Origin of the sequence: Ferribacterium limneticum (assembly GCF_020510585.1) — a bacterium.
In the GTDB taxonomy this organism is placed as follows: domain Bacteria; phylum Pseudomonadota; class Gammaproteobacteria; order Burkholderiales; family Rhodocyclaceae; genus Azonexus.
In genome coordinates, this window is the sequence record NZ_CP075190.1 from 2029093 (window position 1) to 2054735 (window position 25643).

28 protein-coding genes and 1 tRNA gene are annotated in these 25643 nt (G+C 60.0%); 14 read left to right on the forward strand and 15 right to left on the reverse strand.

Annotation, left to right across the window (positions count from 1 at the left end; genetic code table 11):
* The first annotated feature begins 72 nt into the window (after positions 1 to 72).
* From KI613_RS09935 to KI613_RS09960, 6 genes are all read left to right on the forward strand, one after another.
* The gene (locus tag KI613_RS09935; protein WP_226405385.1) at positions 73 to 1713 is read left to right on the forward strand and encodes a CTP synthase; all 1641 of its coding nucleotides are present in this window, start codon (positions 73 to 75) and stop codon (positions 1711 to 1713) included.
* The gene (gene kdsA / locus KI613_RS09940; RefSeq protein ID WP_226405387.1) at positions 1710 to 2546 is read left to right on the forward strand and encodes a 3-deoxy-8-phosphooctulonate synthase; all 837 of its coding nucleotides are present in this window, start codon (positions 1710 to 1712) and stop codon (positions 2544 to 2546) included. Before KI613_RS09935 ends, kdsA begins: the two co-directional genes overlap by 4 nt.
* A gap of 61 nt (positions 2547 to 2607) precedes the next feature.
* Positions 2608 to 3891 carry a phosphopyruvate hydratase gene (eno, locus tag KI613_RS09945; protein ID WP_226405389.1) on the forward strand — a complete coding sequence of 428 codons (1284 nt, stop codon included), beginning with the start codon at positions 2608 to 2610 and terminating at the stop codon, positions 3889 to 3891.
* 6 nt (positions 3892 to 3897) lie between these two features.
* Complete coding sequence (ftsB, locus tag KI613_RS09950; RefSeq protein ID WP_226405391.1) at positions 3898 to 4182, forward strand: cell division protein FtsB; 285 nt, start codon at positions 3898 to 3900, stop codon at positions 4180 to 4182.
* Between the two features lie 96 nt (positions 4183 to 4278).
* A complete protein-coding gene (locus KI613_RS09955) occupies positions 4279 to 4752 on the forward strand; it encodes a peroxiredoxin (protein ID WP_404826996.1) in 474 nt (157 codons plus the stop codon).
* On the forward strand, positions 4749 to 5249 hold the full coding sequence (locus KI613_RS09960; RefSeq protein WP_226405393.1) for an FKBP-type peptidyl-prolyl cis-trans isomerase: 501 nt from the start codon (positions 4749 to 4751) through the stop codon (positions 5247 to 5249). The genes KI613_RS09955 and KI613_RS09960 overlap by 4 nt, the downstream gene beginning before the upstream one ends.
* Positions 5250 to 5297: 48 nt before the next feature.
* Here KI613_RS09960 and KI613_RS09965 read toward each other — a convergent pair whose 3' ends face one another.
* The 4 genes from KI613_RS09965 to menD are packed head-to-tail and all read right to left on the reverse strand — an operon-like array spanning position 5298 to position 11381.
* Entirely contained in the window at positions 5298 to 6212 is a 915-nt protein-coding gene (locus KI613_RS09965) for a metallophosphoesterase (protein ID WP_226405395.1), read from the reverse strand.
* A gap of 47 nt (positions 6213 to 6259) precedes the next feature.
* Positions 6260 to 8854, reverse strand: coding sequence for a DNA mismatch repair protein MutS (gene mutS, locus KI613_RS09970; protein WP_226405397.1), 2595 nt, complete (start codon positions 8852 to 8854; stop codon positions 6260 to 6262).
* 37 nt (positions 8855 to 8891) lie between these two features.
* Entirely contained in the window at positions 8892 to 9743 is an 852-nt protein-coding gene (gene queF / locus KI613_RS09975; RefSeq protein WP_226405399.1) for an NADPH-dependent 7-cyano-7-deazaguanine reductase QueF, read from the reverse strand.
* 24 nt (positions 9744 to 9767) lie between these two features.
* Positions 9768 to 11381 (reverse strand): 2-succinyl-5-enolpyruvyl-6-hydroxy-3-cyclohexene-1-carboxylic-acid synthase, encoded by a 1614-nt coding sequence (gene menD / locus KI613_RS09980; RefSeq protein ID WP_226405401.1) that lies wholly within the window; start codon positions 11379 to 11381, stop codon positions 9768 to 9770.
* A gap of 118 nt (positions 11382 to 11499) precedes the next feature.
* Between menD and KI613_RS09985 the strand changes: the two genes are divergently transcribed.
* Positions 11500 to 11576: transfer RNA gene (locus KI613_RS09985), tRNA-Asp, on the forward strand.
* Between the two features lie 142 nt (positions 11577 to 11718).
* Complete coding sequence (locus KI613_RS09990) at positions 11719 to 12120, forward strand: Hpt domain-containing protein (protein ID WP_226405403.1); 402 nt, start codon at positions 11719 to 11721, stop codon at positions 12118 to 12120.
* A gap of 12 nt (positions 12121 to 12132) precedes the next feature.
* Here the strand turns inward: KI613_RS09990 and KI613_RS09995 are convergent, their stop codons facing one another.
* The gene (locus tag KI613_RS09995) at positions 12133 to 12774 is read right to left on the reverse strand and encodes a response regulator (protein ID WP_226405404.1); all 642 of its coding nucleotides are present in this window, start codon (positions 12772 to 12774) and stop codon (positions 12133 to 12135) included.
* A 112-nt stretch (positions 12775 to 12886) separates the two neighbouring features.
* On the reverse strand, positions 12887 to 13336 hold the full coding sequence (gene smpB, locus KI613_RS10000) for an SsrA-binding protein SmpB (RefSeq protein ID WP_226405405.1): 450 nt from the start codon (positions 13334 to 13336) through the stop codon (positions 12887 to 12889).
* A gap of 58 nt (positions 13337 to 13394) precedes the next feature.
* On the opposite strand from smpB, the gene KI613_RS10005 reads away from it, so the two are divergent.
* Together KI613_RS10005 and KI613_RS10010 are read left to right on the forward strand one after the other, a co-directional pair.
* Positions 13395 to 13838 (forward strand): type II toxin-antitoxin system RatA family toxin, encoded by a 444-nt coding sequence (locus tag KI613_RS10005; protein ID WP_226405738.1) that lies wholly within the window; start codon positions 13395 to 13397, stop codon positions 13836 to 13838.
* Positions 13831 to 14154, forward strand: coding sequence for an RnfH family protein (locus KI613_RS10010; RefSeq protein ID WP_226405406.1), 324 nt, complete (start codon positions 13831 to 13833; stop codon positions 14152 to 14154). Before KI613_RS10005 ends, KI613_RS10010 begins: the two co-directional genes overlap by 8 nt.
* Before the next feature lie 15 nt (positions 14155 to 14169).
* Here KI613_RS10010 and KI613_RS10015 read toward each other — a convergent pair whose 3' ends face one another.
* A complete protein-coding gene (locus KI613_RS10015; protein WP_226405407.1) occupies positions 14170 to 14670 on the reverse strand; it encodes a DUF4124 domain-containing protein in 501 nt (166 codons plus the stop codon).
* A gap of 63 nt (positions 14671 to 14733) precedes the next feature.
* On the opposite strand from KI613_RS10015, the gene guaB reads away from it, so the two are divergent.
* The 3 genes from guaB to KI613_RS10030 all read left to right on the forward strand — a co-directional run bounded on the left by guaB (position 14734) and on the right by KI613_RS10030 (position 18845).
* On the forward strand, positions 14734 to 16197 hold the full coding sequence (guaB, locus tag KI613_RS10020; RefSeq protein ID WP_226405408.1) for an IMP dehydrogenase: 1464 nt from the start codon (positions 14734 to 14736) through the stop codon (positions 16195 to 16197).
* A 60-nt stretch (positions 16198 to 16257) separates the two neighbouring features.
* Positions 16258 to 17892, forward strand: a complete 1635-nt coding sequence (gene guaA, locus KI613_RS10025) for a glutamine-hydrolyzing GMP synthase (protein ID WP_226405409.1) — start codon at positions 16258 to 16260, stop codon at positions 17890 to 17892.
* A 368-nt stretch (positions 17893 to 18260) separates the two neighbouring features.
* Complete coding sequence (locus KI613_RS10030) at positions 18261 to 18845, forward strand: 2'-5' RNA ligase family protein (RefSeq protein WP_226405410.1); 585 nt, start codon at positions 18261 to 18263, stop codon at positions 18843 to 18845.
* Between the two features lie 65 nt (positions 18846 to 18910).
* Here KI613_RS10030 and KI613_RS10035 read toward each other — a convergent pair whose 3' ends face one another.
* From KI613_RS10035 to KI613_RS10050, 4 genes are read right to left on the reverse strand one after another with little or no spacing between them, the layout of a single operon-like run.
* Positions 18911 to 19993 carry a COX15/CtaA family protein gene (locus KI613_RS10035; protein WP_226405411.1) on the reverse strand — a complete coding sequence of 361 codons (1083 nt, stop codon included), beginning with the start codon at positions 19991 to 19993 and terminating at the stop codon, positions 18911 to 18913.
* Positions 19994 to 20000: 7 nt separating this feature from the next.
* Positions 20001 to 20891, reverse strand: a complete 891-nt coding sequence (cyoE, locus tag KI613_RS10040; RefSeq protein WP_226405412.1) for a heme o synthase — start codon at positions 20889 to 20891, stop codon at positions 20001 to 20003.
* A gap of 10 nt (positions 20892 to 20901) precedes the next feature.
* Positions 20902 to 21462 (reverse strand): hypothetical protein, encoded by a 561-nt coding sequence (locus KI613_RS10045; protein WP_226405413.1) that lies wholly within the window; start codon positions 21460 to 21462, stop codon positions 20902 to 20904.
* A complete protein-coding gene (locus KI613_RS10050) occupies positions 21459 to 22226 on the reverse strand; it encodes an SURF1 family protein (protein ID WP_226405414.1) in 768 nt (255 codons plus the stop codon). Before KI613_RS10050 ends, KI613_RS10045 begins: the two co-directional genes overlap by 4 nt.
* On the opposite strand from KI613_RS10050, the gene KI613_RS10055 reads away from it, so the two are divergent.
* Positions 22225 to 22425, forward strand: coding sequence for a twin transmembrane helix small protein (locus KI613_RS10055; RefSeq protein WP_226405416.1), 201 nt, complete (start codon positions 22225 to 22227; stop codon positions 22423 to 22425). The two genes, KI613_RS10050 and KI613_RS10055, sit on opposite strands and share 2 nt — an antisense overlap.
* Here KI613_RS10055 and KI613_RS10060 read toward each other — a convergent pair.
* From KI613_RS10060 to ctaD, 4 genes are read right to left on the reverse strand one after another with little or no spacing between them, the layout of a single operon-like run.
* Complete coding sequence (locus tag KI613_RS10060; protein ID WP_226405418.1) at positions 22413 to 23285, reverse strand: cytochrome c oxidase subunit 3; 873 nt, start codon at positions 23283 to 23285, stop codon at positions 22413 to 22415. The genes KI613_RS10055 and KI613_RS10060 overlap by 13 nt on opposite strands.
* Positions 23282 to 23905 carry a cytochrome c oxidase assembly protein gene (locus tag KI613_RS10065; RefSeq protein ID WP_226405420.1) on the reverse strand — a complete coding sequence of 208 codons (624 nt, stop codon included), beginning with the start codon at positions 23903 to 23905 and terminating at the stop codon, positions 23282 to 23284. The genes KI613_RS10060 and KI613_RS10065 overlap by 4 nt, the downstream gene beginning before the upstream one ends.
* A gap of 4 nt (positions 23906 to 23909) precedes the next feature.
* A complete protein-coding gene (locus KI613_RS10070) occupies positions 23910 to 24047 on the reverse strand; it encodes a hypothetical protein (RefSeq protein ID WP_226405421.1) in 138 nt (45 codons plus the stop codon).
* Positions 24044 to 25639 carry a cytochrome c oxidase subunit I gene (gene ctaD, locus KI613_RS10075; protein ID WP_226405423.1) on the reverse strand — a complete coding sequence of 532 codons (1596 nt, stop codon included), beginning with the start codon at positions 25637 to 25639 and terminating at the stop codon, positions 24044 to 24046. Before ctaD ends, KI613_RS10070 begins: the two co-directional genes overlap by 4 nt.
* Between the last annotated feature and the right edge of the window lie 4 nt (positions 25640 to 25643).

A 25643-nucleotide genomic window follows, 5' to 3' on the forward strand; every position in this document is an offset into this window, starting at 1 on the left:
ATATTGATCGACACGCTTGGGGTTTTTCGCCCTTATCGGCTATGATTCTGCTTTCCCGCAGCCTGTCTTTCCATGACCAAATTTGTTTTCGTTACGGGTGGTGTCGTGTCCTCATTGGGCAAAGGCATCGCCGCCGCGTCGCTCGGGGCCATTCTGGAATCCCGCGGCATCAAAGTTACCCACCTCAAGCTTGACCCCTACATCAACGTCGACCCCGGCACGATGAGTCCTTTCCAGCACGGAGAGGTTTTCGTCACCGAGGACGGCGCCGAGACCGATCTCGATCTCGGGCATTACGAGCGCTTCACGAGCGCCAAAATGGGCAAGCGCAACAACTTCACGACCGGCCAGATCTACGACACGGTGCTCAAGAAAGAGCGTCGCGGCGAGTATCTCGGCAAGACCGTCCAAGTCATTCCGCACATCACCGACGAGATCAAGAACAAGATCAAGGCCGGTGCCGAAGGTGCTGAAGTAGCCATCGTCGAAGTCGGCGGTACGGTCGGCGACATCGAGTCGCTGCCTTTCCTGGAAGCCATTCGGCAGATCGGTTTCGAAGAAGGCCGCAACAACGTCTGCTACATGCATCTGACGCTGCTACCCTATATTCCGACCGCCGGCGAACTGAAGACCAAACCGACCCAGCACTCCGTCAAGGAGCTGCGCGAAATCGGTATCCAGCCGGACATCCTGTTGTGCCGTGCCGACCGTTCCATTCCGGTCGAAGAGCGCCGCAAGATTGCCTTGTTCTGCAATGTGATGCCGGAAGCCGTCATCGAGTGTCTCGATGCCGATTCGATCTACAAAATTCCGGGCATGCTGCACGAACAGATGCTTGACGAAATCGTTTGCCACAAGCTCAACATCCTGGCCAAGGCCGCCGATCTGACGGTCTGGCGCAACCTGATCGTCGCGCTGGAGCATCCGCAGCACGAAGTGACGGTGGCTTTCGTCGGCAAGTATGTCGACCTGACCGAGTCGTACAAGTCGCTGATCGAGGCGATCAAGCACGCCGGCATCCATACGCGTAGCCAGGTCAATATCGTCTATCTCGATTCCGAAGATCTTGAAAAGAACGGTGTCGGCGTCCTCAAAGGCATTGACGCCATCCTGGTGCCGGGCGGCTTTGGTCGTCGTGGTACCGAAGGCAAGATTGCCGCCATCCGTTACGCCCGCGAAAACAAGGTGCCTTACCTCGGCATCTGTCTTGGCATGCAGCTCGCTGTCGTTGAATTTGCTCGCGATGTGGCCGGCATGGCCGAAGCACATTCCACCGAGTTCGTTCAGGACACGCCTTATCCGGTCATCGGCCTGATTACCGAATGGCTCGATGCCTCCGGCAAGGTTGAAAAGCGTAGTGAAGACTCCGACATTGGCGGCACGATGCGACTTGGCGGTCAAGTCTGCAAACTGGCCGAAGGCTCGCTGGCGCGCAATATTTACGGCGCCCCGGAGATTACCGAGCGTCACCGCCATCGCTACGAAGTCAACAACACCTTGCTGGCGCAACTGGAAGCCAAGGGTCTGGTCGTTGCCGGTCGTGCGCCGGGTACTGATCTGTGCGAAATGATCGAATTGCCGGCTGACGTCCATCCGTGGTTCGTCGGTTGCCAGTTCCACCCGGAATTCACCTCCAACCCGCGTCAGGGTCACCCGCTGTTCACCTCTTTTGTGAAGGCAGCGCTGGCCAATCAAAAGGTCAAAGGTAAATGAAACTCTGTGGTTTCGAGGCTGGTCTTGACCAGCCTTTTTTCCTGATAGCCGGCCCGTGCACAGCTGAGTCGGAGCAGCTCTGTCTGGATGTTGCCGGCCACATGAAGGAAGTCTGCGGTCGACTGGGAATTCCGTACATTTTCAAAGCCTCCTACGACAAGGCCAACCGCAGTTCCGGCAAGTCGGTGCGCGGTCTTGGGCTTGACGAGGGTCTGCGCATCTTCTCCGAAGTGCAACGCCAGATCGGCGTACCGGTCCTGACCGATGTGCATGCGATCGAAGATATTGCCGCCGTGGCCAGTGTTGTCGATGTCCTGCAAACGCCGGCTTTCCTCTGTCGCCAGACCGATTTCATCCATGCCGTCGCAACCTGCGGCAAGCCGGTGAATATCAAGAAGGGCCAGTTCCTGGCGCCGGGCGACATGAAGAACGTCGTCGACAAGGCGCGGGAAGTCAATAACGGCGCCGACAACATCATGGTCTGCGAGCGTGGCGCTTCGTTTGGCTACAACAATCTCGTTTCTGACATGCGCAGCCTCGCCATCATGCGCGAAACCGGTTGTCCGGTTGTCTTTGATGCCACCCATTCTGTGCAGTTGCCAGGCGGGCAGGGTACGACCTCCGGCGGTCAGCGCGAATTCGTCCCGGTGCTGGCCCGGGCGGCGGTTGCCGTCGGTATCTCTGGGCTATTCATGGAAACCCATCCCTGTCCGGAAAAGGCTTGGTCGGATGGCCCGAATAGCTGGCCGCTGGCCCGCATGGAGAGTTTGCTGGCTACGCTGGTGGCGCTCGACAAGGCCGTCAAGGCGGCTGGCTTCGAGGAAATGAAGTAATCCACAAGTTAATTATTTAGTTTAAGTTTTTAATTTAACCTTCTGATAATAAGGAAGAAATATGAGTTCAATCGTTGATGTTGTAGCCCGTGAAATTCTCGATTCCCGTGGTAACCCCACGGTCGAAGCTGATGTTCTGCTCGAGTCCGGCGTCATGGGTCGCGCCGCTGTTCCGTCTGGCGCCTCTACTGGTTCACGCGAAGCCATCGAGCTGCGCGATGGCGACAAGGGTCGCTACCTCGGCAAGGGCGTGCTGCAGGCTGTCGAGAACGTCAATACCGAGATTTCCGAGGCCATCATCGGCCTTGATGCCCAGGAACAGGCTTTCATCGATCAGACCATGATCGACCTCGACGGTACCGACAACAAGTCGCGTCTTGGCGCCAATGCCATCCTGGCCGTTTCGATGGCCGTTGCCAAGGCGGCTGCTGAAGAGTCCGGCCTGCCGCTCTACCGCTATTTCGGCGGCATGGGCCCGATGCAGATGCCGGTACCGATGATGAACATCATCAACGGTGGCGAACACGCCAACAACAGCCTGGACATCCAGGAATTCATGATCATGCCGGTCGGCGCGCCCAACTTCCGTGAAGCCTTGCGCTGCGGCGCTGAAATCTTCCATTCGTTGAAGAAGTTGCTCGACAAGAAGGGCCACTCGACCGCCGTCGGCGACGAAGGCGGTTTTGCCCCGAATCTGGGTAGCCATGCCGAAGCGCTGCAAATCATCATGCAGGCTATCGAAGCTGCCGGTTACGTGCCGGGCAAGGACGTCCTGCTGGCGCTCGACTGCGCGGCTTCCGAGTTCTACAAGGATGGCAAGTACCATCTGGCTGGCGAAGGCCTGCAACTGACCTCGGCCCAGTTTGTCGATTACCTGGCCAATCTGGCCGACCAGTTCCCGATCGTTTCGATTGAAGACGGCATGTCCGAAGCCGACTGGGATGGCTGGAAGCTGCTCACCGACCGTCTCGGCAAAACCGTGCAGATCGTTGGCGACGACATCTTTGTCACCAACACCAAGATCTTCAAGGAAGGCATCAAGAAGGGTATTTGCAACTCCATTCTGGTCAAGATCAACCAGATCGGTACGCTGTCTGAAACCTTCGCCGCTGTCGAAATGGCCAAGCGCGCTGGTTACACCGCAGTGATCTCGCATCGCTCCGGTGAGACCGAAGACAGCACCATCGCCGATATCGCTGTCGGCCTCAATGCCGGCCAGATCAAGACCGGCTCGCTGTCCCGTTCCGACCGTATCGCCAAGTACAACCAGCTCATCCGCATCGAGGAAGATCTGGGCGATACCGCTTCCTACCCGGGCCGCGAAACTTTCTACAACCTGCGCTAATCACGCATGCGCTGGCTGACGGTCGGCCTTCTCGCAGCCATCGGCCTGCTCCAGTTCCCTCTGTGGGTGGGCAAGGGGGGCTGGCTGAAGGTGTGGGAATACGACCGTCAATTGCAGCAGCAGAAGGAAGTGACCAAGAAGCTGGAAATCAGGAACGCCGGCCTCGACGCCGAGGTCCGCGATCTTAAGCAGGGCTACGATGCCATCGAGGAACGCGCCCGCTTTGAGCTGGGCATGGTCCGGCAGGATGAAACCTTCGTGCAGATTCCGGAAAAGGTTCCGGGAAAATAAGCGAAATAAAGGCGTCGACCGCAGTAGTCATCAGCATTTGCCTCCGTTAGAATCGTTCTCAGCATTGCCCCACGCAGAGCGCTCAAGGAGAACAACATGCTGCTCAAGGTTGGCGAAAAGGCTCCATCATTCTCGTTGCCGGATGCCGATATGGAGACTATCGATCTGGCGAAGTTTCAGGGGCAGAAACACATCGTTATATTCTTCTACCCGAAGGATGGAACACCCTGTTGCACCAAGGAAGTTACGGATTTTTCGGATCACGAGGACGAATTTCTCCGTCAGGATTGCGTGCTATTCGGCGTCAGTCGCGACGACTGCATGAGGCATGCCGAGTTTCGCGACAAGGAAGGTATCGGCATCGAACTGCTGTCGGATGAGGAAGGCGCCGTCTGCAAGCAATACGGTGTCTGGCAGGCCAAGGAGGTGGATGGCCACCGGAAATTTGGCGTTTGCCGCTCCACCTTTATCATCGATCGTCGCGGTATCATTCGCCACGCGCTTTACAACGTCAATTACAAGGGCCATGCACTGGAAGTGCTGCGCCTGGTCAAGGAACTAAATTCATGAACACGCAGGTTGCCAAGAATTCCGTCATTACTCTCGATTACCACGTTACCGATCCCGATGGCGAAGTGGTCGATGAAGGCCGCGAGCCGCTGATCTACCTGCATGGTGGTTACGACGACATTTTTCCGCTGATTGAGGAATCCCTGCAGGGCAAGAAAATCGGCGAGTCGGTCAAGGTCAAGCTGCAGCCGGACGAAGCCTTCGGTGAATACGATGCCGAGATGGTTCAGATCGAGCCGCGCAAGGACTTTCCGAAGGAACTCGAGGTTGGCATGCAGTTCGAAGGCGGCCCGGAAGAGGGCGGCGAGGATGACTTCGTGATCTATCGCGTCACCGAAATTGCCGACGACAAGGTCGTTCTCGATGGCAATCACCCGCTGGCAGGAATGGCCCTGATCTTCACCTGCACCGTGACGGCGATTCGCCCGGCCAGTGCAGAAGAGATCGAACACGGCCACGTGCATGGCGGCGATGACGACGAGGAAGGCTGCCACTAATCGGCGGCTTGTCTCGCACCAAGGAATGCCCGCTTCGGCGGGCATTTTTTATGGCTGTTTGGGCGGCCAGGGATGGGTTTCGAAACGGAATAGTGCTGGCGATTCGGTGTCGATGACGCCGCGTGTCCAGCCCATAATGGGATAGCCGAAGGTTTCCACGCGGACAAAATTGCTCATTGGCCGGCCTTGCTTGTCCCGGAGTGGATGATCTATCCGGCTTATATGTGAGTCGCCATGGACGGCGATGACCTGACCAGTGAATTGCGATGCCTCGTGGCGTAACTGTTCCAGAAAGTCGCGGTAGCCCTGATGGGCAAAGCCCTGATTGAAATGCGTGAAGCCCGGGTCGGCCTGGAAGAGCAGGACGATGCCGGCCACCTTGTCGCGTCGGGCGAGGGCGAAGTTTTCCTTGAGCCAGTCGATGACGACCGGATTGCGGTCCATGAATTCCAGGCTCGGTTGGCCGGTCATCCCCCAATTGTTGTTGCCGCCTGGCAGATTGAGCGTAACGAATAGAACCGGGCCAAGCCGAAAGCGGGCATGCTCCGGATAGTTGCTAGGCTGGCGTTCAAGCCTCAGCTTCTTCTGGCCGAGTGAAAAGCCATCGCGCCAGAACAGGCGGCGCAACTTGTTCAGGCGCTCCACAGGGGCATAGCTGCCATTCGAGACGCGATCACAGTCGGACCACTCGTTGTCGCCAGGTACAAAAACAAAGGGCACGCGTGAGGCATTGAAGACGCCATGGCGATCAGCGAAAAGGTTGTCGTCGCAGCGATCCTTGCCGGACTTGATGTCGCCGATATGGGCGACGAACTCGACCTGACTGTCGGCGATGGCCTCAAGCATTTTCGGCAGTTCGGCCCGCTCGTAGTCGGAATAGGGTGTGTCGCCGATGACGGCAAAGCGCCAGACATCGGCGTGGGCCTGCGCTATCGCGCCGATCAACAGCAGAGCCCATTTCAATTTTGGCCAAAATTTCCGGTTGACCGTGGAACTTGCCGCTTTGCAGATCAACGGAGCAAACCCTTCAGGGCATAGAGCGCATCGAGGGCTTCACGGGGCGTCAGACTGTCCGGGTCGATGGCGGCCAAGTGGTCGAGGGCCGGGTGCGGCTCCGGTTCGGCTGGCTCGGGCGCTTCTGGCGAAAAATCCTGGGCAAAAAGGTCAGGTTGCAGCGGATCGACCGTGGCGCGTTGCTCGAATTCGCGGAGCTGCTTGCGGGCGGCGCGAACGACTGCGGTCGGGATGCCGGCCAGCGCGGCGACCTGAATCCCGTAGCTCTGGTTGGCCGGGCCTTCTTCAACTGCGTGCATGAAGACGATGCGGTCGTTGTGCTCGACGGCGCCAAGATGGACGTTGGCCAGTTCGGTATATTCGTGCGACAGCCGGGTCATCTCGAAGTAGTGGGTGGCGAACAGTGTCAGGCAGCGGTTCTTGTCGATCAGGTGACGCAGGATGGCGAAGGCCAGCGCCATGCCGTCGAAGGTCGAGGTGCCGCGGCCGATTTCGTCCATCAGCACAAGGCTGTTGGCCGTGGCATGGTGCAGGATGGCGGCGGCTTCAGTCATTTCGACCATGAAGGTCGACCGGCCGGAGGCAAGATCGTCGGAGGCGCCGATGCGGGTGAAGATGCGGTCGAGCGGGCCGAGCACGCAGCGGTCGGCCGGCGTGTAACAGCCGATGTGGGCGAGCAGGGCGATCAGCGCGACCTGCCGCATGTAAGTCGATTTACCGCCCATGTTCGGGCCGGTGATGAGCAGCAGGCGGCGGCTTTCGGCGAGCAGGCAGTCGTTGGCGATGAAGGTTTCGGCATTGTTGGCCAGTTCGCCCTCGACCACCGGATGGCGGCCGCCTTCCACGGTCAACCCGATTTCTTCGGCAAATTCGGGCTTGCACCAGTTGCGCTTGAGCGCGGTTTCAGCGAAGCCGGCCAGCAGATCGAGGTGGGCGACGGCGCGGGCGATGATTTGCAGGGTCGGTATGACTGGCTGCAACTCGTCGAGAATGGCTTCGTAAAGCAGCTTTTCGCGGGCCAGCGCGCGTTCCTGCGCTGACAGGGCCTTGTCCTCGAAAGCCTTGAGTTCCGGCGTGATGTAGCGTTCGGCGTTCTTCAGCGTTTGCCGGCGGCGGTAGTCTTCCGGGATCTTCTCGGTGTTGGCGTGGGTGACTTCGATGTAGAAGCCATGCACCTTGTTGTATTCGACCTTGAGGCTGCTGATGCCGGTCCGCTCGCGTTCGCGGGCTTCCATATCGACCAGGTAGGCGCCGCAGTTGTCGTTGAGCGAGCGGTATTCGTCGAGGTCGGCGTCGTAGCCCGGCGCAATGACGCCGCCGTCGCGGATCTGGGCGGCCGGTTCGCTGCCGATGGAACGGATCAGCAGATCAAGCGTGGCGAACGGTGTGTCGAGATCGCCGAACAGCTGCCCAACCAGCGGCGAGACAGCGCCGGCCAGCGGCGCACGCAGGCCATCGAGGCGGGCCAGCGATTCGCGCAGGCTGGCCAGATCGCGCGGCCGGGCGTTGCGCAGCGCGATGCGGCCGGCGATACGTTCGATATCGGCTATGCCGCGCAGGCCGCGGCGGATTTCACCGGCGATGCGGCCGTAATCCTCAAGCAGGAATTCGACGGCGCCGTGGCGAGCGGCGGGAAGATCGCGTTCGCGCAGCGGGTGATGCAGCGTGTGACGGAGCAGGCGCGAGCCCATGCTCGTCACGCAGTTGTCGAGCAGCGAGAACAGCGTCGGCGAGGGTTGGCCGCGCAGGGTCTCTGTCAATTCCAGATTGCGCCGCGTGGCGAGATCGAGGCCGAGGTAGGCGCCTTCGATTTCCACAGTCAACCCGCGCAGATGGGTCAATTTCCCGGCCTGTGTCGCCTGGGCGTACTGGAGCAGGGCACCGGCAGCGGCGATGGCTGGCTTAAGTCCTTCCGCACCGAAGCCGGCCAGCGAAGCGACTTCAAACTGGTCGCAGAGCAGGCGGCGGGCCGAGTCGAATTCGAAATACCAGTCCGGCTGCCGGGTGCGGGCGACGTCGAGGCCGAAATTGGGCGTCCAGCTTTCCGGGTAGAGGATTTCGGCTGGGCGGATGCGCTCCAGCGCCGCCGGAATCTGGTCGGCCGGAACTTCGAGCAACACGAACTCGCCGCTGGCCAGATTGAGCCGGGCCAGACCGGCGGTGTTGCGCAGCGTGGTCACTGCCAGCAGCCAGATGTCCTGCTTGTCATCGATCAGCGCCGCATCGGTCAGCGTGCCGGGCGTCACGATGCGCGCCACGGCGCGTTCGACCGGCCCCTTGCTGGTCGCCGGATCGCCGATCTGCTCGCAAATTACCGCCGATTCGCCGAGTTTGACCAAGCGGGCGAGGTAAGGCTCGAGCGAATGGAAGGGGATGCCGCACATCTTGATCGGCACGCCGGCCGACTGGCCGCGCGTGGTCAGCGTGATGTCGAGCAGGCGCGCCGCCTTTTCCGCATCCTCATGAAAAAGCTCGTAGAAGTCGCCCATCCGGTAGAACAGCAAGGTGTTCGGGTGGCTGGCCTTGAGCGCCAGATATTGGCGCATCATCGGCGTGTGTTTGGAAAGGTCGGGCGCGGCGTCTTTAGTCATGAGCTTGTCGTTTGTTGTTTTTGTCGGCTGGCGGAAATTACTGGCGGATTTCGCGGGTATTTTCCGGTCGACCGTAGCAATCCCCAGTACTGCGGAAGGGGTTGATGTCGAGGCCGCCGCGCCGCGTGTAGCGGGCGTGGACGGCCAGCGCCTCGGGCGCGCAATGCTTCTGGATGTCGGTGAATATCCGTTCGACGCACTGTTCGTGGAATTCGTTGTGGTTGCGGAACGAAACGATGTAGCGCAGCAGCCCGGCCCGGTCTATGGGCTGGCCGCGGTAGCGGATGACGACCATGGCCCAGTCCGGCTGACCGGTAACCAGACAGTTCGATTTGAGCAGGTGGGAGAACAGCGTTTCTTCAACGGCTTCGCCGGCTTGCGTAGTCAGCAGTTCGGGGGCCGGTTGGTAGCTGTCGCAGGCAATATCCAGATCGTCGAGACAGATTCCTTCCGGGATGCCGATCACGGCTTGCGGGCGGTCGGCGAGCGGTTCGAGCGTGACGCCAAGCGGCTTGCCGGCGGCGGCCGAGAGGTCGCGTGCTAGCGTCTGCGAGACGGTTTCAACGTCGGCGAAAGTGCTTTGGTTGAAGGAATTAAGGTAGAGCTTGAAGGACTTGGATTCGATCAGGTTAGGACTGTCGGCCGGCACGCGGAAGGTGCCGACGGCAACCACCGGTTTGCCCTTCGGGTTGAGCCATGACAGTTCATAGGCATTCCACAAATCCTCGCCAACAAAGGGCTGGGCACCATCGGCAATGCCGAGTTCGCTGCGCTTGAGTTGGCGCGGAATGGGGTAGAGCAACTCGGGTGCGTAGTGGCTCTGGTATTCCGTGGCCTTGCCCAAGGGCGAATTGCTGCTTGGGTCGTTAGGATTGATCGATGAATTCATGGGGGCTGATTTTACCGCAAGGCCTCAAGGCATCTGCAGTTCGATCAGATGCGGGCCGCCGGCGGCGAGCGCCGCACACAGCGCCTTTCTGAAAGCATCAATCGACTCGGCACGGCCAAAGCCAAGACCGAAGGTCAGCGCCGCATGTTCGAAGCTGATTTGTTGCGGGGTACGCCAGCCGCGCTCGAATTCGGGTAGTTGGCGCTGGGGCAGATGATCGAAAATACCGCCCCCGGCGTTGTTGACCACAACAATCACGGCATTTCGACTTTGGGCCAGCGCCAGACCACCTAGATCGTGCTGGGTGGTCAGGTCGCCGAGCAGGGCAACGACGTTGTCATGAACCACGGCAATCCCCATGGCTGTCGATATGTTGCCATCGATACCGCTGGCGCCGCGGTTGCCGTAAAAGTGGATGGCTTTTTCGCCGCTGCCTGACAGGCTGTCCAGTTGGCGGATGGCCAGCGAGTTGCCGATGAAGAACGGCGTGGCATCCGGAATTTCTTCGAGCATGACTGCAATGTGGCCCGCATCAGCCCCCTTCGCTGCCGCGGCCTCCTGGTCGGCAAAGTCCTGTCGCCAGCCACCGGGTGTGGCAATCAGTGACTCTGCCTGCAATGCGGCACAGACATCGGCCGGCTCGCCGCGGAACAGATGGGTCAGCCGATGGGCGGGATCACTCCAGCGTGGCCATGGTTCGACCACGGCATGGGTCTGCCGGATTCCGCCCACGTAGTTTTGCAGGTTGCGGGTGACCGGAAAGGTACCAAAGCGCAACACCCATTCCGGCTGATGCTTTTCGACAAAGGTCTGATCCGTCAGCCAGTGGTTGTAACGAACGCACAGATGCGAGCGATCATGATCCCCGTAGCGCAGGCCGGACAGCGGTTCGGCGAGGATTGGGGCATTGAGCCGCTCGGCCAGGGCGGCAATGGCTTTTTCGTCCTCACGAAGTCCCGTCATTTCGCCGCAGACAATGATGCCGGGGCGTTCGCTGATGCGGTTGGCGAAGTCGCGTATATCCTCCTGGACTGGCTGCAGGGCCGGGTGGGCAACGCGGATGGCTTCCGGTATTTCCGCCTCGGCAGTATCCGCCAAAGGAAGCAGTGGCTCGCGGAACGGCTGGTTGATATGAACCGCGCCAGGGTGGGGCCAGGTCGCCTGCTCGTAGGCGCGGGCGGCGAGGCGGTGCAGGTAAGCCGGATCAAATCCGTCATGAGGAGTGCCAAGCGCGTGGCTGGCGCGGACATGGGGGCCGAAAAGCCCGATCTGGTCGACGGTCTGATTGGCGCCACAGCCCTGCAGCTCCGTTGGCCGATCAGCCGAGATCAGGAGTAGCGGTACGCCGGACTGGTTGGCCTCGATCACGGCCGGTAGCCAGTTGGCCGGGGCGGTGCCGGAGGTGGCCAGTACCAAGGCAGGCCGCCGGCTGGCCTTGGCAATGCCGAGCGCGAAAAAAGCCGCGCTTCGCTCGTCGACCGCAACATGGCAGCGCAGCCGGGGCTGGCGCAACATGGCCAGCGCCAACGGCGTCGATCGCGAGCCGGGGGAAATGACGGCATCGCTGGCGCCAGACGCGACAAAGCCGGCAACCATGGCCTGCGACCATCTAAAGTTGAGCGTACCGGTATCGGTCATCGTTTCCGTTGCACAGCTGAAAACGTCAAATTGTAGTCGTAGCCGGGCACCCGGAACCATAGCCCCGTGCTATTATTCGCCGCTCGTTGCAGCCCGCCAAAACCGGGCGCCATGATGCGGAGTGGTAGTTCAGTTGGTTAGAATACCGGCCTGTCACGCCGGGGGTCGCGGGTTCGAGTCCCGTCCACTCCGCCAACTACCGTCAAGCCCGAAAGCTTCTGCTTCTCGGGCTTTTCTGTTTCAGGGGCGTCTTCCCTAGGGTAACACCGGGTTCCCTGTCTTTTCCCGCTGGCATAAGCTATGACCGAATAATACAAATAAGCCAAGGTATTCGGTAATGTCTGAGAGCGGCAGTAATCGTAAGGGTGGCGACTTCTGTAATCTGGAATATTTGCTGGTTAATCTGGGGCGAAACCGGGCTGCTGCAGAACGACTGATTCACATTTTCCTTGAAAATGCCCCGACGCTATGTCGGCGTCTGGAAAAAGCAGCAGTACTGGGCGATCTGCCGGCGCTGAGAGACGTACTGCATGACATTCGCAGTAGTTGCGTCCTGTTCTCCGGAAACCGATGCCTGGATCAGGCTCGCGACATCGAACAACTTGTTCGCGAACATCTTCTCGAAGCACCGATTGGCCGTTCCGTACCCGACTGGTCATCAATGTCGGTCCCCTTGGTTATGTGCATACAGTGTATGGAAGCCGAACTGGCGGACTTCCTCGGCGACAGGGAAACTTGAGTCGCTATCCGTTCAGGGGCAACTGACGATGCCCGTATGAAGCGCAAATCGGGTCAGGCCGGTTACATCGTGGACGCCGATTTTTTCCATCAGACGACTGCGGTGAAATTCGACAGTCTTTGGGCTGATGCCCAGTTCGCGGGCAATTTCCTTGGTGGTTCTGCCGGAGGCCACGTGGCGGAGAATCTCGGTTTGCCGTGTGGTCAATCGAGATATCTGGCCAGAGTCGCGTTCGGCTTCCGAGCGCAAGCTCATCGCACTGAGTTTTGGTGACAGGAAGCGTCCCCCGTCGAGTACAGTGGTCAGCGCTTGCAGTAGCTCGGCAAGAACGAAGTCCTTCAGTAAATAGCCATTGACGCCTGCGTTAAGCGCCTGTTCGACGATTTCCTGGCGGTCAATGCTGGACAGCACGAGGATTCTGGTTTTCCGGTCGAACTGGCGAATGGTACGTGCCACCTCGATGCCTGATGGCCCGGGCATGGCAATGTCGAGCAGGACGACGTCGGGTTGCAGCTTGCGAATGGCGGCGATCGTTTCGTGGCCGTCAGCGCACTCAGCTTCGATCGAATATCCGGGAAGCGTTTCGACAATGGCACGGATGCCGGCGCGTATCAGTAACTGGTCGTCCGCGAGAACAATTCGTATCGTTTTCATGGTTATCACAAGGATATGCCAAAGAGCCACAATCAGGGTTACTAAACGACATAGTCATTTGTGAGTATGGCGATACGACGATCAAAAATGATACTGCGAAAGCCGGATGGCTTCAGTGAAGGCGTTCCTTCATGGCGCGCTGGGCTTCCCGCTTCGAGTCCTTGTCCAGCGCATCGGCGCGTTTGTCGTGCTGTTTCTTGCCTTTGGCCAGGCCGATTTCAAGCTTGATCCTGCCGCGCACGAAGTGCAGGTCGATGGGCACCAGCGTGTAACCGGCGCGCTCTACCTTGCCGATCAGCTTGCCGATTTCGTTGGCGTGCAGGAGCAGCTTTCGGGTGCGTATCGGGTCATGCTGGTTGTGCGTGGACGCGGTCGCCAGCGGGCTGATATGCATCCCGATCAAGTAAATTTCGCCACTCTTGATGATGACGTAGGATTCCTTGATATTCATTCGGCCGGCACGAATGGCCTTGACCTCCCAACCTTCGAGGGCAATGCCTGCTTCGTACTTTTCTTCGACAAAGTAGTCGTGAAAGGCTTTTTTATTGACCGTAATGCTCATGCTACCGGCTGTTCCTTTAAAATCGCGATTCTACAGGAAACAGGAATACTGCCGCTGCATGGCCCTCGTTGAAAAGACCGTCTTGATTGAGCAATCTGCCGAACGCATGTTCGAACTGGTGGATCGTTGTGAGGATTACCCCGCATTCCTGCCTTGGTGCAGCCATACCGAGCTCAAGTTTCGCGATGCGGCGAAAACTGCAGCGACGTTGCACATTAACTACCACTCAGTGAAATCCTGTTTTACGACGGAAAACGACAAGGAGTTTCCCCGGCTGATGAAAATTCGCCTGGTCGACGGGCCATTCCGTCGCCTCGAAGGTTCATGGTATTTCAAGGCGCTGGCTGAAAACGCCTGCAAGATTGAATTCCAGTTGCACTACGAGTTTTCCAGCAAATTATTCGAGAAGGTGATCGGCCCGGTGTTCAGCCATATTGCCAACACGTTTGTCGATGCCTTCGTGCGCCGTGCCGCGCAGGTTTATGGAGTCAGCCATGGCTGAAATGTTGAGTGTCGAGGTTTGCTATGCACAGTCAAACAAGCAGGAGCTTGTTCGCGTCAAATTGAATGAAGGGGCGACACTGCAACAGGCGCTCGAGACCTCAGGACTGCTTGAGAAGTATCCGGAAATCGACCTTAAAAAGAACAAGTTCGGTATCTGGAACAAGCTTTCGAAGCTCGACTCAGTGCTGCGCAACCTGGATCGCATCGAAATTTACCGGCCGCTGATCGCCGATCCGAAAGAGGTTCGCAAACAGCGGGCGGCCGAAGGCAAGGTCATGAAAAAAGGCGCCGGGGATTCCGACGCCGAGGGCTGAGGCTGAACCTTCTGCTTATTTGCAGGAGTCAGCCATGAATTTGCGAGCCCGTTCGATTTCCTGTTCGCGCAGGGTGCTATCCATCAGCTTGCGTTCGCCCTTGTCGTCGTAAGTGGTCATGGGCTGATTTGCTTCCAGTGCAGCTAGGTTGCGCCGGGCGCGGTCGCAGTTTTCACTTTTTTCCTTTTCGGCAGCCTGTTCCTTGGCTTGCTTGTCGGCCTTCTCTCTGGATTCCTGCTGCCGTTTCTTGAAATCAAGATCCTTTTCCGCGATGGTCTTCGGCGCATCGGCAACTTTGGGGGCATCAGTCGTTTTTTCCGGGATGGCCTCCGAAACAACGGCAGGCTTCACGCCGCCGATGGATCGCCGTCCCTTGGCCGTTGACGGAGGAGGGACGTCTGAAACAACTGTTTGGCCATTGCTGTCCTTCCACTGGTAGGTTTCCGCCTGGGCGGAGATGGTTGCTACGGTCAACGGGAAAAAAAGGGCAAAAATGAAACTGGATTTCGAGGTCATCTGGGTTTCCTTGGCTTTTCTGTATAATACGATTTTGTGACCTTGGATTAAAGGCTAAAGGCCATGCGACTGCTGCAAAAAGCCCTGACTTTCGACGACGTACTGCTCGTCCCCGCACATTCCCAGATTCTTCCCCGCGATGTTAGCCTGGCTACCCGGCTGACCCGCAACATTACCCTGAACCTGCCCTTGCTCTCTGCCGCCATGGATACCGTGACGGAAGGCCGCCTCGCAATTGCGATGGCCCAAGAGGGTGGGATTGGCATCGTTCACAAGAACCTGTCTCCTAAAGCCCAGGCGGCCGAAGTGGCCAAGGTGAAACGTTTTGAATCCGGCATCCTCAAGGATCCGATCACCGTTTCGCCGACCATGACCGTGCGTGATGTGATCGAAATCACCCGCCAGTACAAGATTTCCGGTCTGCCGGTGATTGATCGTGCAGGCAAGGTTGTTGGCATCGTCACCAATCGCGACCTGCGCTTCGAGACCAATCTCGATCAGCCGGTCAAGGCCATCATGACGCCGCGCAAGCGTCTGGTTACCGTCCGTGAAGGCGCCAGCGTCGAGGATGCCAAGGAACTGATCCGCAAGCATCGTCTGGAGCGCGTGCTGGTTATCGACGATGAGTGGCATATGCGTGGCTTGATCACCGTCAAGGACATCCTGAAGTCGACCGAACATCCGCTGGCCAACAAGGATTCTTCCGGACGCCTGCGCGCCGGTGCGGCGGTCGGCGTTGGTGCTGGTACCGAAGAGCGCGTCGAACTGCTGGCCGAAGCCGGTGTTGACGTGATCGTGGTCGATACCGCCCACGGTCACTCGCAAGGCGTGCTTGACCGCGTCCGGTGGGTCAAGAAAAACTATCCGCAGATCGAAGTTATCGGCGGCAATATCGCTACGGCAGATGCCGCGCGGGCACTCGTCGATATGGGTGCCGATGGCGTCAAGGTAGGCATTGGCCCTGGTTCGATTTGCACGACGCGAATCGTTGCCGGTGTCGGCGTACCACAAATCACCGCCATCCAGAACGTCTCCGATTCACTCAAGGGGACTGGCGTACCGATGATTGCCGACGGTGGTATCCGTTACTCTGGCGACATCGCCAAGGCAATCGCCGCCGGTGCCGATACGGTCATGCTCGGTGGTCTGTTCGCCGGTACCGAGGAAGCGCCGGGCGAGGTTGAACTGTTCCAGGGACGTTCCTACAAGTCTTACCGTGGCATGGGTTCGCTGGGTGCCATGCAAGCTGGCTCCTCGGATCGCTACTTCCAGGAAACGACATCCAATGTCGACAAGTTCGTGCCGGAAGGTATCGAAGGTCGCGTTCCCTACAAGGGATCCGTGCTCGCCGTGATCCACCAGTTGATGGGTGGCCTGCGTTCGTCGATGGGGTATCTCGGTAGCCCGACCATCGCCCACATGCATGACAACGCCTGTTTCGTCGAAATTACGTCGGCCGGCATCCGTGAATCTCACGTACACGACGTGCAGATCACCAAGGAAGCGCCGAACTACCACCTCGACTGATCTTTTCCGTGTTACTGAGGGCGGCTCCGGGAGCCGCCCTTTTTATTCAAGGTTTTGAAAATGGCTCACCAGAAAATCCTCATCCTCGATTTCGGTTCTCAGGTTACTCAGCTGATCGCCCGCCGCGTGCGCGAAGCCAAGGTGTTCTGCGAAATCCATCCTTACGACGTTTCGGACGAATTCATTCGTAGCTACGGTGCCCAGGGCATCATCCTGTCTGGTGGCCCGAGTTCGGTGACCGACGGTGACACTCCGCGTGCTCCGGAAATTGTTTTCCAGCTCGGCGTTCCGGTGCTGGGTATTTGCTACGGTATGCAGACCATGGCCCAGCAACTGGGCGGCCAGGTGATGACCGCCGAAGCGGCAGGTAAGTCCCGTGAATTCGGCTACTCGGAAGTCCGCGCCCACGGCCACACGGCCCTGCTCAACGATATCGCCGACTTCTACAGCCCCGAAGGTCACGGCATGCTCAAGGTTTGGATGAGCCATGGTGATTCGGTGATGGAGCTGCCGCCCGGCTTCGTCAAGATGGCGTCGACTGCCTCGTGCCCGATAGCCGCGATGGCCGACGAGAGCCGCAAGTTCTACGCCGTCCAGTTCCATCCGGAAGTGACGCATACCCAGCAGGGCCGCGCCATTCTCGAACGCTTCGTGCATGGGATTTGCGGCTGTGGTACTGACTGGGTCATGGGCGACTACATCGCCGAAGCCGTCGATGCCATTCAGCGCCAGGTTGGTGATGAAGAAGTCATCCTCGGCCTGTCCGGCGGCGTCGATTCCAGCGTTGCCGCGGCGCTGATCCACAAGGCCATCGGCGACCAACTGACCTGCGTCTTCGTCGATCACGGCCTGCTGCGTCTGAACGAAGGCGACATGGTCATGGGCATGTTCGCCCGGAACCTCGGCGTCAAGGTCATCCGCGTCGATGCCGTCGACGACTTCATGGGCAAGCTGGCCGGTGTCTCCGACCCGGAACAGAAGCGCAAGATCATTGGCAAGGAATTCGTCGAGGTCTTTCAGGCTGAATCCAAAAAACTGCCCGCGGCCAAGTGGCTGGCCCAAGGGACCATTTACCCGGATGTGATCGAATCGGCTGGCAAGGGCAAGAAGGGCGCCCATACCATCAAGAGTCACCATAATGTCGGCGGTCTGCCGGAAGACATGCACCTCAAGCTCCTCGAACCACTGCGTGAGCTGTTCAAGGACGAGGTCCGCGAACTCGGCGTCGCGCTCGGTTTGCCGCGCGAGATGGTCTATCGCCATCCGTTCCCTGGGCCGGGCTTGGGTGTCCGCATTCTTGGTGAAGTCACGCTGAAGGCCGCTCATCTGCTCCAACGTGCCGATGCTATTTTCATCGATGAACTACGTGCCACACACGCTACCGAGCGCGATGTGGCTGCCGGTGCCTGTACTGCAGCCGACATCGGCAAGAGCTGGTACGACCTGACCAGCCAAGCCTTCGCCGTCTTCCTGCCGGTCAAGAGCGTTGGCGTCATGGGCGATGGCCGTACCTACGAAAACGTCGTTGCCTTGCGCGCTGTCGTGACCAGCGACTTCATGACGGCGCATTGGGCACATTTGCCGTATGAGTTGCTTGGCCGCGTTTCCAACCGGATTATTAACGAAGTTCGTGGCCTGAACCGCGTGGTTTATGACGTGTCTGGCAAGCCGCCGGCAACGATCGAGTGGGAATGATTCGGTTATCGTTTTTGACTATTCGCTACCACTCAGAATGTCTCGTGAAGCCCCGCCCAGTGCGGGGCTTTTGCTTTATTGGCTATTGGGGACTTTTGTCTGTATGTGGGGTAGATTGACGGTACTGGGGACGGTATCGGCGGCTGGGTGGCTGCGGGTTGTTTGGCGATACCGTCAGATAAAAGCGGGTGTGACGGTATCGGAAAGCGTTGGATCGTCTGTTTGCAGGCGTTTCGGCTGTTTTTTAGTGTGACGGTACCGACGGAGAGTATTGGGATGGGTTGGCATGTTGTCGGGAGTAGAAAACCCGGTTCGATGATTTGTTCGGGTGTCGGCCATGATCAGGTAAACATGAGTATGTGAATTGCATGCATGAGCAGTATTTGTTGCCGGGCTTCGAAGCTGCACCGATTCCGACGGATCGGTTCTTTTTCGCGATTTTTCCGGATGCGGATGTCGCCAGGTGTATCGAGCAGCTTGCACTGCATCTACGCCGAGAGCATGGTTTGAAAGCTAAAATTCATGCTTTTGAGCGTTTTCATGTTTCGTTGCACCATATTGGCGATTTCGTGGGGCTGCCACGGGGCTTGCTAGCAATGGCGGGCGAAGCTGCTCGTGCCGCTGCAGTGAGACCGCCGTTTGAGATCGTGTTCGATCGCGCGATGAGTTTTGTCGGCAGACCGGGCCACCATCCGTTTGTCTTGCGCGGAAGTGATGGTGTTTCTGCATTGACTGAGTTTCAACAGGCTCTTGGTGCTGCGATGGAGAAAGCCGGGTTCAAACTCCGTAAGTCGCATTTCACACCGCACCTCACGCTGCTGTATGGCGATCGCTCTATCGCTGAACAGCTTATAAAGCCAGTCGCTTGGACTGTGCGCGAGTTTGTTCTCGTGCGTAGCCTGCTCGATCTAACGCAATATGTGCCAATTGCGCGGTGGAAGTTATTACCCTGAGAAGCGCTGGCACCCACTCAGCACCGGAGCGTCGAGGCCGACGCGGCGGATTTCGTGGGCACCCGCTAATGGTAGGAATTTCCCAGTGCCGGGTTCCGGTCGCTCTGGCTCATTCCTTTGCGGGTGACGGCATTGTCTGCGTAGTTGCAGTTGCCGCGTTGGTCGCAGCGGTACATCAGGATGTTGATCGAAAGCGTAGCGCTTAGCAGGCAGGCCGCTCCGATGTTATGGGCAACGGCGAGACCAAGCGGCAACGCTAGCAGGACGTTGGCTATGCCCAGTCCGACCTGTGCCAGGAGCAGGGCAAGCAGGACGCCGCCCCACGTCTGCCAGACGCGTTCGCCAGTCCGCAACAAGGCGATGGCAAAACTGCCGGCCAGCAGCGAGACGGCAACGGCACCAAGGCGGTGAGACCAGTGGATCGCGGTCAGGGCTTCAAGGGGCAACAAGGCGCCATCGGCGGTCAGCCCCAGGTCCCGATACAGGCTGAAGGCGTGGGTTATATCCATCGGCGGTAGCCATTGGCCTTGGCAGGTCGGGAAATCCGCGCAGGCGAGGGCAGCGTAGTTACTGCTGACCCAGCCGCCGAGGGCAATCTGGATGATGATCACCAGCAAGGCTGCGGCTCCCAACAGGCGCATGCGGGGATTTATGCTGTCATCCAGCCTTGCGTCAAATCTGGCCACGGCCATGCCGACAAGGATGGAGAGCGTGGTCATGCCCCCAATGAGGTGCAAGGTGACGATGACCGGTTTGAGCAATAGCGTGACGGTCCACATGCCGAGTGCCGCCTGCAGGCCGACAATGCCGAGCAGTGCAGTCGGCAGGGCTGGCGACTGGAGACTGCGGTATTCCTTTCGCCAGGCGAGGATGCATAGCGCCAGGATGAGTAGTCCCAAGGAGCCGGCGAGATAGCGGTGGAGCATTTCCTTCCAGGCCTTGCCGGTGTCGAGTGGGCGGTCCGGGTAAGTTTGCGCGGCCGCCAGCTGTTCGTGGTGTGCTTCGGGGACGCCTAGCCAGTGGCCGTAGCAGCCCGGCCAGTCGGGGCAGCCGAGGCCGGCGTCGGACAGGCGGACGTAGGCGCCGAGGGCGATGACGGCGAAAGCGAGCAGGGTGGCGATGAGCAGCAGGCGACGGTAGAGGCGCATCGGCGGATCAGAACAGGCGGTCGATGAACAGGGCGGCGAAGAGCAGGGTCAGGTAGAGGATGGAATAGCGGAATGCGCGCCGGGCCAGGGCGTCGCTGTAGTTGCGGCAGAGGGCGATGGCGTAGCCGAGGAAGACGAGGTCGAGCAGGCTGATGGCAATCAGGTAGAACGTGCCGCTCATGCCGAGCGAGACCGGAATCAGGCTGGCCGCGGCGAGCATCACGGTGTACCAGAGGATGTGCTGGCAGGTGAAGGCGATGCCGTGGGTGACCGGCAGCATGGGCAGGCCCGAGCGGGCGTAGTCGTCGCGGCGGTAGCAGGCCAGCGCCCAGAAGTGCGGCGGGGTCCACAGGAAGATGATGAGGAAGAGGACCAGCGGTTCGGCCGAAACATGGCCCGTCATCGCCGTCCATCCGAGCAGCGGCGGCATGGCGCCGGAAGCACCGCCGATGACGATATTCATCGGCGTCGCCGGTTTGAGGATCAGTGTGTAGATGACGGTGTAGCCGACGAAGGTGGCCAGCGTCAGCCACATGGTCAGGTCGTTGATGTAGGTGTGGAGCAGCCACAGGCCGGTGGCGCCGAGGGCGGTGGCCAGCGTGATCGTTTCGAGTGGCGAGATGTCGCCGCGGGCTGTGGCGCGCCAGCTGGTGCGGGCCATCTTGGCGTCGACGGTACGCTCGACCAGGCAGTTCAGCGCGGCGGCGGCGAAGGAGACCAGCGCGATGCCGAGCGAGGCGACGGTGAAGCGCAACAGCGGCGGGAAATCCGGCGTCGCCAGGCACATGCCGATCATTGCTGTGAATACGATCAGGCTGTTGACCCGTGGCTTGCACAGGTGGCTGAAGGCGGCCAGGCGTTGGCCGAGGCTCAGGGTGGGGGCTGTCGCGGTGTGCATGGAGATTCTCCTAGCCGGTCCAGGCGTATTTGAGCAGGCGGTCGAGGTCGGCGCGCATCCCTTGGGGGCTGGCGTCGGAGGGGTAGGTCATGATCACGAGGCCCTGTGGATCGACCAGCAGCACGGGGTCGGTGATTTCAGCCAGTGCGCCGGGCGGTGCGGTCAGCACCATCAGGTCGGGTTGGCTGGCGTGCAGGGCGAGCAGGGCTGGATCGTCCGGCTGGTCAGTCAGAACGGCGCGGCTCAGGCGGCCCATGTTTTTGTAGAGGGCGACGTGGATTCGGCGCATTTCGTCGAGACGGTTCGAGCATTCGGCGGCGCACGGGCCGCTGACACGGAGTACCAGTTTCCATTTTTCGGCATTTTTTCCGGTTGACCGTAGCATTTGCTCCGGCAGTGGCCGGGGCGGGTTGAGCAGGTGGCCGTGATGCCCGATTCGGGACGGATGCCAGCCACTGAAGTAAAGGCCGGCGCCGATGATGAAGGGTAAGGCCAGCAGGCCGACGATCAAGGCCAGCATCAGCCGGCCCTGGCGCTGGTTGGGAAGTGGCTGGATGGCGAGGCTGTTCATGGCCGACGGATCAGGAAATAGGCCCAGATGCCGAGGCTGGCGATGGCGAAACCGAACCATTGCAGGGCGTAGCTGCGGTGGCGGTCGGCCCGTTCGTCCGGGCGCGGCCAGTCGCGCACATAGCCGCCCGGTGCCGTCGGGTCGAGCTGAATGACCAGGCCTTGCAGGGGATAGGGCACGGCCGAGCGGAAGCGTTCGATATCGAGGTTCTGCCAGACCGGCGCCCAGCCGCTGGTCGGTTGCGGTGCCAGGTTGAAGAAGCGCTGGGTGGGCAGTACGGCAATGCCGCTCAATTCAATTTCACCGGCCGGCACTTCGGCCACCGGCTGCTGCTGATGATCGGCCGGGGCGGCCAGCCAGCCGCGATTGACCAGCACATGCATGTTCGATCCGGTCAGCTGCAGGGGCGTGATGACGTGATAGCCAGCCTGTTCCTGATGCAGGCGGTTGTCGATCAGGACCTGGTGGGCGGCGTCGTAGGTGCCGTGGAGGATGACCCGGTGATGGCGCAGGGAATCAACATCGGCCAGCGTGCTTGGCATGGCGATGGCGGCATCGTGGCTGCGGGTGTCGAGTTCGATTTGCAGCGCGGTTTTGGTCTCGGCCTTGCGCCATTGCCAGAGGCCGAGCGAAATGAAGGCCGGCAACAGGAAGGCGAGCAGCAGGCCGCCGAGGATCGCCGCCTGCCTGCGGCTGGCCCTTGCCGCGCCGCCCGGCCGGCGCGCATACTGGGCCACGGAAATTCCTGCGGAGGCGTCGCCCATGCTCAAGCTGCTGGTTGTTTTGCTGTTGTTGGCCATAGTCGGCAGCCTGTTCTCCGGGCTCTTCTATCTCTACCGCGACCGGGGGGCCGGCGAACGGACGGTGCGGGCGCTGACCCTGCGCATCGGGCTGTCCATCGCACTCTTCCTTGTGCTTCTGGCCGGATTCCGGTTCGGTTTCATTCCTGGCTACACCCAGTAAACGAAAACGAAGAGGATCAGCCAGACCACATCGACGAAGTGCCAGTACCAGGCCACCGCCTCAAAGGCGAAGTGGCGCTCGGCGCTGAAATGGCCGCTCAGGCTGCGCAGCAGGATGACGGCCAACATGATGGTGCCGAGCGTGACGTGGAAACCGTGGAAACCGGTCAGCATGAAGAAGGTAGCCCCGTAGGCACCTGCGCCCATGGTCAGGCCGAGCTCGGTATAGGCGTGGTGGTATTCGTAAGCCTGGAAGCCAAGGAAAGTGCTGCCGAGCAGCACAGTGGCGGCCAGACCGAGCGCCAGTTGGTTGCGGTTGTTGCGCAACAGCCCCCAGTGCGCCCAGGTGACGGTGGCGCCGGAACTGAGCAGCAGGGCGGTATTTAGCGCCGGAATGCCCCAGGCGCCCATTGGCGTGAAGGCGGTGCCTTTCGGCCCGCTGGTCGGCCAGGTGCCGGCGAATTCCGGCCACAGGCTGAAGCCGTGGGCGCCTTCCATGCCGCCCAGGGTCGGCACCGAAATCACCCGCACGTAGAATAGCGCGCCGAAGAAGGCGGCAAAGAACATCACTTCGGTGGCGATGAACCAGATCATGCCGTAGCGGAATGATCGGTCTTCCCAGTCGCGGTAGGCGCCACTCTGCGATTCGCCGATGACCTTGCCGAACCAGCCGAACAGAACATAGAGGATGACGGCAGTACCGCCGAACATGAACCATTTGCCAGCGCCGAAGTTGTTGATCAGCTGGATGAAGCCGAAAGCGAGCAGGAACATGCCGCCGGAGAGGATCACCGGGTACAGGCTGGGCTGGGGAACGAAATAGTGATCCGCGTGTGCGGCGTGGGCTGGACTGGTTTTCATCGGGCCTCCCTGCTGCTGGTCAGTGTCTGGCGTTGTCCGTCGATGCTGAAAAAGGCGTAGGACAGGGTGATGTGGCTGATATTGCGGTCGACCTCGGGTTTGACGATAAAAGCCAGCGGCATTTCGCGCGCCTCGCCCGGTCCCAAGGTTTGTTGTGAAAAGCAGAAGCATTCGATTTTCTCGAAATGCTGTGCGGCCTGGCCGGGCGTCACGCTCGGTACTGCCTGCCCGACAACTGTTCGATTTGACGTATTGCGCACCAGATAGCTGACCTGCTGCAACTCGCCTGGGTGGATGTCGAGGCTGATCGTCAGCGGCCGCATGTCCCAGGGCAGGCCTGGCATTACGGTGCCGGTAAACTCGACGCGGACGGTGCGCCCGGTATCGACCTTCGAGGCGGGGGCAGCAGCGGTTTGCAGGCCGCCGATGCCGAAACCGTCGCGAATTACACCTGAGGCGACGCCCGGCCCGGCTGTCTTGCCATTGAAGCCGGTGGCCGCGCAGAGCACGTCGTAGAGCGGCACCAGCGCGAAGGCAAAGACGAAGGCTCCGGCCACCATCAGCAACAGCTTGCCGATCAGGCGATTGTGGCGAGCTGGGGTGGGCTGGGCCTGTTCCATGGCGCTAACGCTTGATGAACAAGCCGATGAGGTAAATGACCAGAACGACAGTGCCGAGTAACCAGCCAAGGCGGCGCGACGCGGCGCGGCGGCGGGCGAGGTCGGTATCGGTGAAGGCCGGGGTCATGGGCTCCTCGCTCATTTGATCACCGGCTGGATTTCCCAGGTATGGTGGGGTGGCGGTGAGGGCAGCTCCCATTCCAGCCCTTCCGCGCCCTCCCAGACTTGGTTGTCGACCTTCGGACCACCGCGCACGCAACACCAGATATTCCAGGCAAAGAGCAACTGGCTGATGCCGAGGACAAAGGCACCAATGGTCGAGATGGCATTGAATTCGGCAAACTGCAGCGCATAGTCGGGAATACGCCGCGGCATGCCGGCCAGGCCGAGGAAGAACTGCGGCAGGAAAGTCAGATTGAACGAGACGACGGTCAGCCAGAAATGCAGCTTGCCGAGCTTTTCGCTGTACATGTGGCCGGTCCATTTCGGCAGCCAGTAATAGACCCCGGTCATCACGCCCATGATCCCGCCGGCAAACAGCGCGTAATGGAAATGGGCGACGACGAAATAGCTGTGATGGTACTGGGCGTCGGCCGCCACGTCGGCGAGGATCAGCCCGGTCAGCCCGGCGATGCCGAACAGCACGATGAAACCGACGGCGAACAGCATCGGCGTCTCGAAAGTCATCGCTCCTTTCCACATGGTGGCGATCCAGCAGAAGAAGAGCACGGCCAGCGGAAGCGAAATGGCCATGGTGCTGAACATGAAATAGACCAGTGCCGGCACCGGCATGCCGGCCGTAAAGAAGTGGTGTGCCCAGACGACGACCGAGAGCAGGCCGATGGCGATGAAGCTGTAGACCTGCGCCTTGTAGCCGTAGGTCGGCTTGCGCGAGAAGGTGGACAGCACGTGTGGCATCAGGCCCCAGACCGGCAGCAGCAGGATGTACACCTCGGGATGGCCGAAGAACCAGAACAGGTGCTGGAAGAGGATGGGGTCGCCGCCGCCCGCCGCATCGAAGAAATGGGTGCCGAAATGGCGGTCGGTGAGCAGCATGGTGACTGCCCCGGCCAGCACCGGCAGGGTGGCGATGAGCAGGAACGCGGTGATCAGCCAGCCCCAGGCGAAGAGCGGCAACTTCATCATCGTCATGCCGGGCGCGCGCATGTTGAAGATGGTGACGATGATATTGATCGAGCCCATGATCGACGAGATGCCGAGGATGTGTACGGCAAGGATGGCGAAATCGACCCCCATACCGCCTTGCACCGAGAGCGGCGCATAGAAGGTCCAGCCGGTGGCCAGCGCGCCGTCACCGATGCCGAACAGGGCCAGCGTAAAGGGTAGCGTAAGCAGGATGGCGGCCGGCGGTAGCAGCCAGAAACCCCAGTTGTTGAGACGGGGCAGCGCCATGTCGGGGGCGCCAATCATCAGCGGTAGCATCCAGTTGGCGAAGCCGGTGGCGGCCGGCATCAGCGCCGCGAAGATCATGACCAGGGCGTGGATGCCGATCAGCTGGTTGAAGAACTCCGGCTTCATCATTTGCAGGCCGGGCTGGAATAGTTCGGCCCGCACTGCGAGGATCATCAGGCCGCCGACGAAGAACATGATCAGCGAAAAGGTCAGGTACATCGTGCCGATGTCCTTGTGATTCGTCGTCGTCAGCCAGCGCAGCAGGCCGCCGGGGTAGTGTTCGGCCGGGTGTTCGGCAGCGTGGGTGGTGGCTGTGCTCATCGCT

Excerpts from the sequence above, each read along its gene's own strand:
- KI613_RS10010 (WP_226405406.1), top strand. The coding sequence starts at position 13,831 with ATGGCTGAAATGTTGAGTGTCGAGGTTTGCTATGCACAGTCAAACAAG.
- KI613_RS10060 (WP_226405418.1), bottom strand. The coding sequence starts at position 23,285 with ATGAAAACCAGTCCAGCCCACGCCGCACACGCGGATCACTATTTCGTT.
- KI613_RS10065 (WP_226405420.1), bottom strand. The coding sequence starts at position 23,905 with ATGGAACAGGCCCAGCCCACCCCAGCTCGCCACAATCGCCTGATCGGC.
- kdsA (WP_226405387.1), top strand. The coding sequence starts at position 1,710 with ATGAAACTCTGTGGTTTCGAGGCTGGTCTTGACCAGCCTTTTTTCCTG.
- KI613_RS10005 (WP_226405738.1), top strand. The coding sequence starts at position 13,395 with ATGGCCCTCGTTGAAAAGACCGTCTTGATTGAGCAATCTGCCGAACGC.
- eno (WP_226405389.1), top strand. The coding sequence starts at position 2,608 with ATGAGTTCAATCGTTGATGTTGTAGCCCGTGAAATTCTCGATTCCCGT.
- guaB (WP_226405408.1), top strand. The coding sequence starts at position 14,734 with ATGCGACTGCTGCAAAAAGCCCTGACTTTCGACGACGTACTGCTCGTC.
- KI613_RS10045 (WP_226405413.1), bottom strand. The coding sequence starts at position 21,462 with ATGAACAGCCTCGCCATCCAGCCACTTCCCAACCAGCGCCAGGGCCGG.
- queF (WP_226405399.1), bottom strand. The coding sequence starts at position 9,743 with ATGAATTCATCGATCAATCCTAACGACCCAAGCAGCAATTCGCCCTTG.
- KI613_RS10035 (WP_226405411.1), bottom strand. The coding sequence starts at position 19,993 with ATGCGCCTCTACCGTCGCCTGCTGCTCATCGCCACCCTGCTCGCTTTC.
- KI613_RS10015 (WP_226405407.1), bottom strand. The coding sequence starts at position 14,670 with ATGACCTCGAAATCCAGTTTCATTTTTGCCCTTTTTTTCCCGTTGACC.
- KI613_RS09990 (WP_226405403.1), top strand. The coding sequence starts at position 11,719 with ATGTCTGAGAGCGGCAGTAATCGTAAGGGTGGCGACTTCTGTAATCTG.
- KI613_RS10050 (WP_226405414.1), bottom strand. The coding sequence starts at position 22,226 with ATGGGCGACGCCTCCGCAGGAATTTCCGTGGCCCAGTATGCGCGCCGG.
- cyoE (WP_226405412.1), bottom strand. The coding sequence starts at position 20,891 with ATGCACACCGCGACAGCCCCCACCCTGAGCCTCGGCCAACGCCTGGCC.
- guaA (WP_226405409.1), top strand. The coding sequence starts at position 16,258 with ATGGCTCACCAGAAAATCCTCATCCTCGATTTCGGTTCTCAGGTTACT.
- ctaD (WP_226405423.1), bottom strand. The coding sequence starts at position 25,639 with ATGAGCACAGCCACCACCCACGCTGCCGAACACCCGGCCGAACACTAC.
- mutS (WP_226405397.1), bottom strand. The coding sequence starts at position 8,854 with ATGACTAAAGACGCCGCGCCCGACCTTTCCAAACACACGCCGATGATG.
- ftsB (WP_226405391.1), top strand. The coding sequence starts at position 3,898 with ATGCGCTGGCTGACGGTCGGCCTTCTCGCAGCCATCGGCCTGCTCCAG.
- KI613_RS10055 (WP_226405416.1), top strand. The coding sequence starts at position 22,225 with ATGCTCAAGCTGCTGGTTGTTTTGCTGTTGTTGGCCATAGTCGGCAGC.
- menD (WP_226405401.1), bottom strand. The coding sequence starts at position 11,381 with ATGACCGATACCGGTACGCTCAACTTTAGATGGTCGCAGGCCATGGTT.
- KI613_RS10070 (WP_226405421.1), bottom strand. The coding sequence starts at position 24,047 with ATGAGCGAGGAGCCCATGACCCCGGCCTTCACCGATACCGACCTCGCC.
- KI613_RS09960 (WP_226405393.1), top strand. The coding sequence starts at position 4,749 with ATGAACACGCAGGTTGCCAAGAATTCCGTCATTACTCTCGATTACCAC.
- KI613_RS09935 (WP_226405385.1), top strand. The coding sequence starts at position 73 with ATGACCAAATTTGTTTTCGTTACGGGTGGTGTCGTGTCCTCATTGGGC.
- KI613_RS10030 (WP_226405410.1), top strand. The coding sequence starts at position 18,261 with ATGCATGAGCAGTATTTGTTGCCGGGCTTCGAAGCTGCACCGATTCCG.
- KI613_RS09955 (WP_404826996.1), top strand. The coding sequence starts at position 4,279 with ATGCTGCTCAAGGTTGGCGAAAAGGCTCCATCATTCTCGTTGCCGGAT.
- smpB (WP_226405405.1), bottom strand. The coding sequence starts at position 13,336 with ATGAGCATTACGGTCAATAAAAAAGCCTTTCACGACTACTTTGTCGAA.
- KI613_RS09995 (WP_226405404.1), bottom strand. The coding sequence starts at position 12,774 with ATGAAAACGATACGAATTGTTCTCGCGGACGACCAGTTACTGATACGC.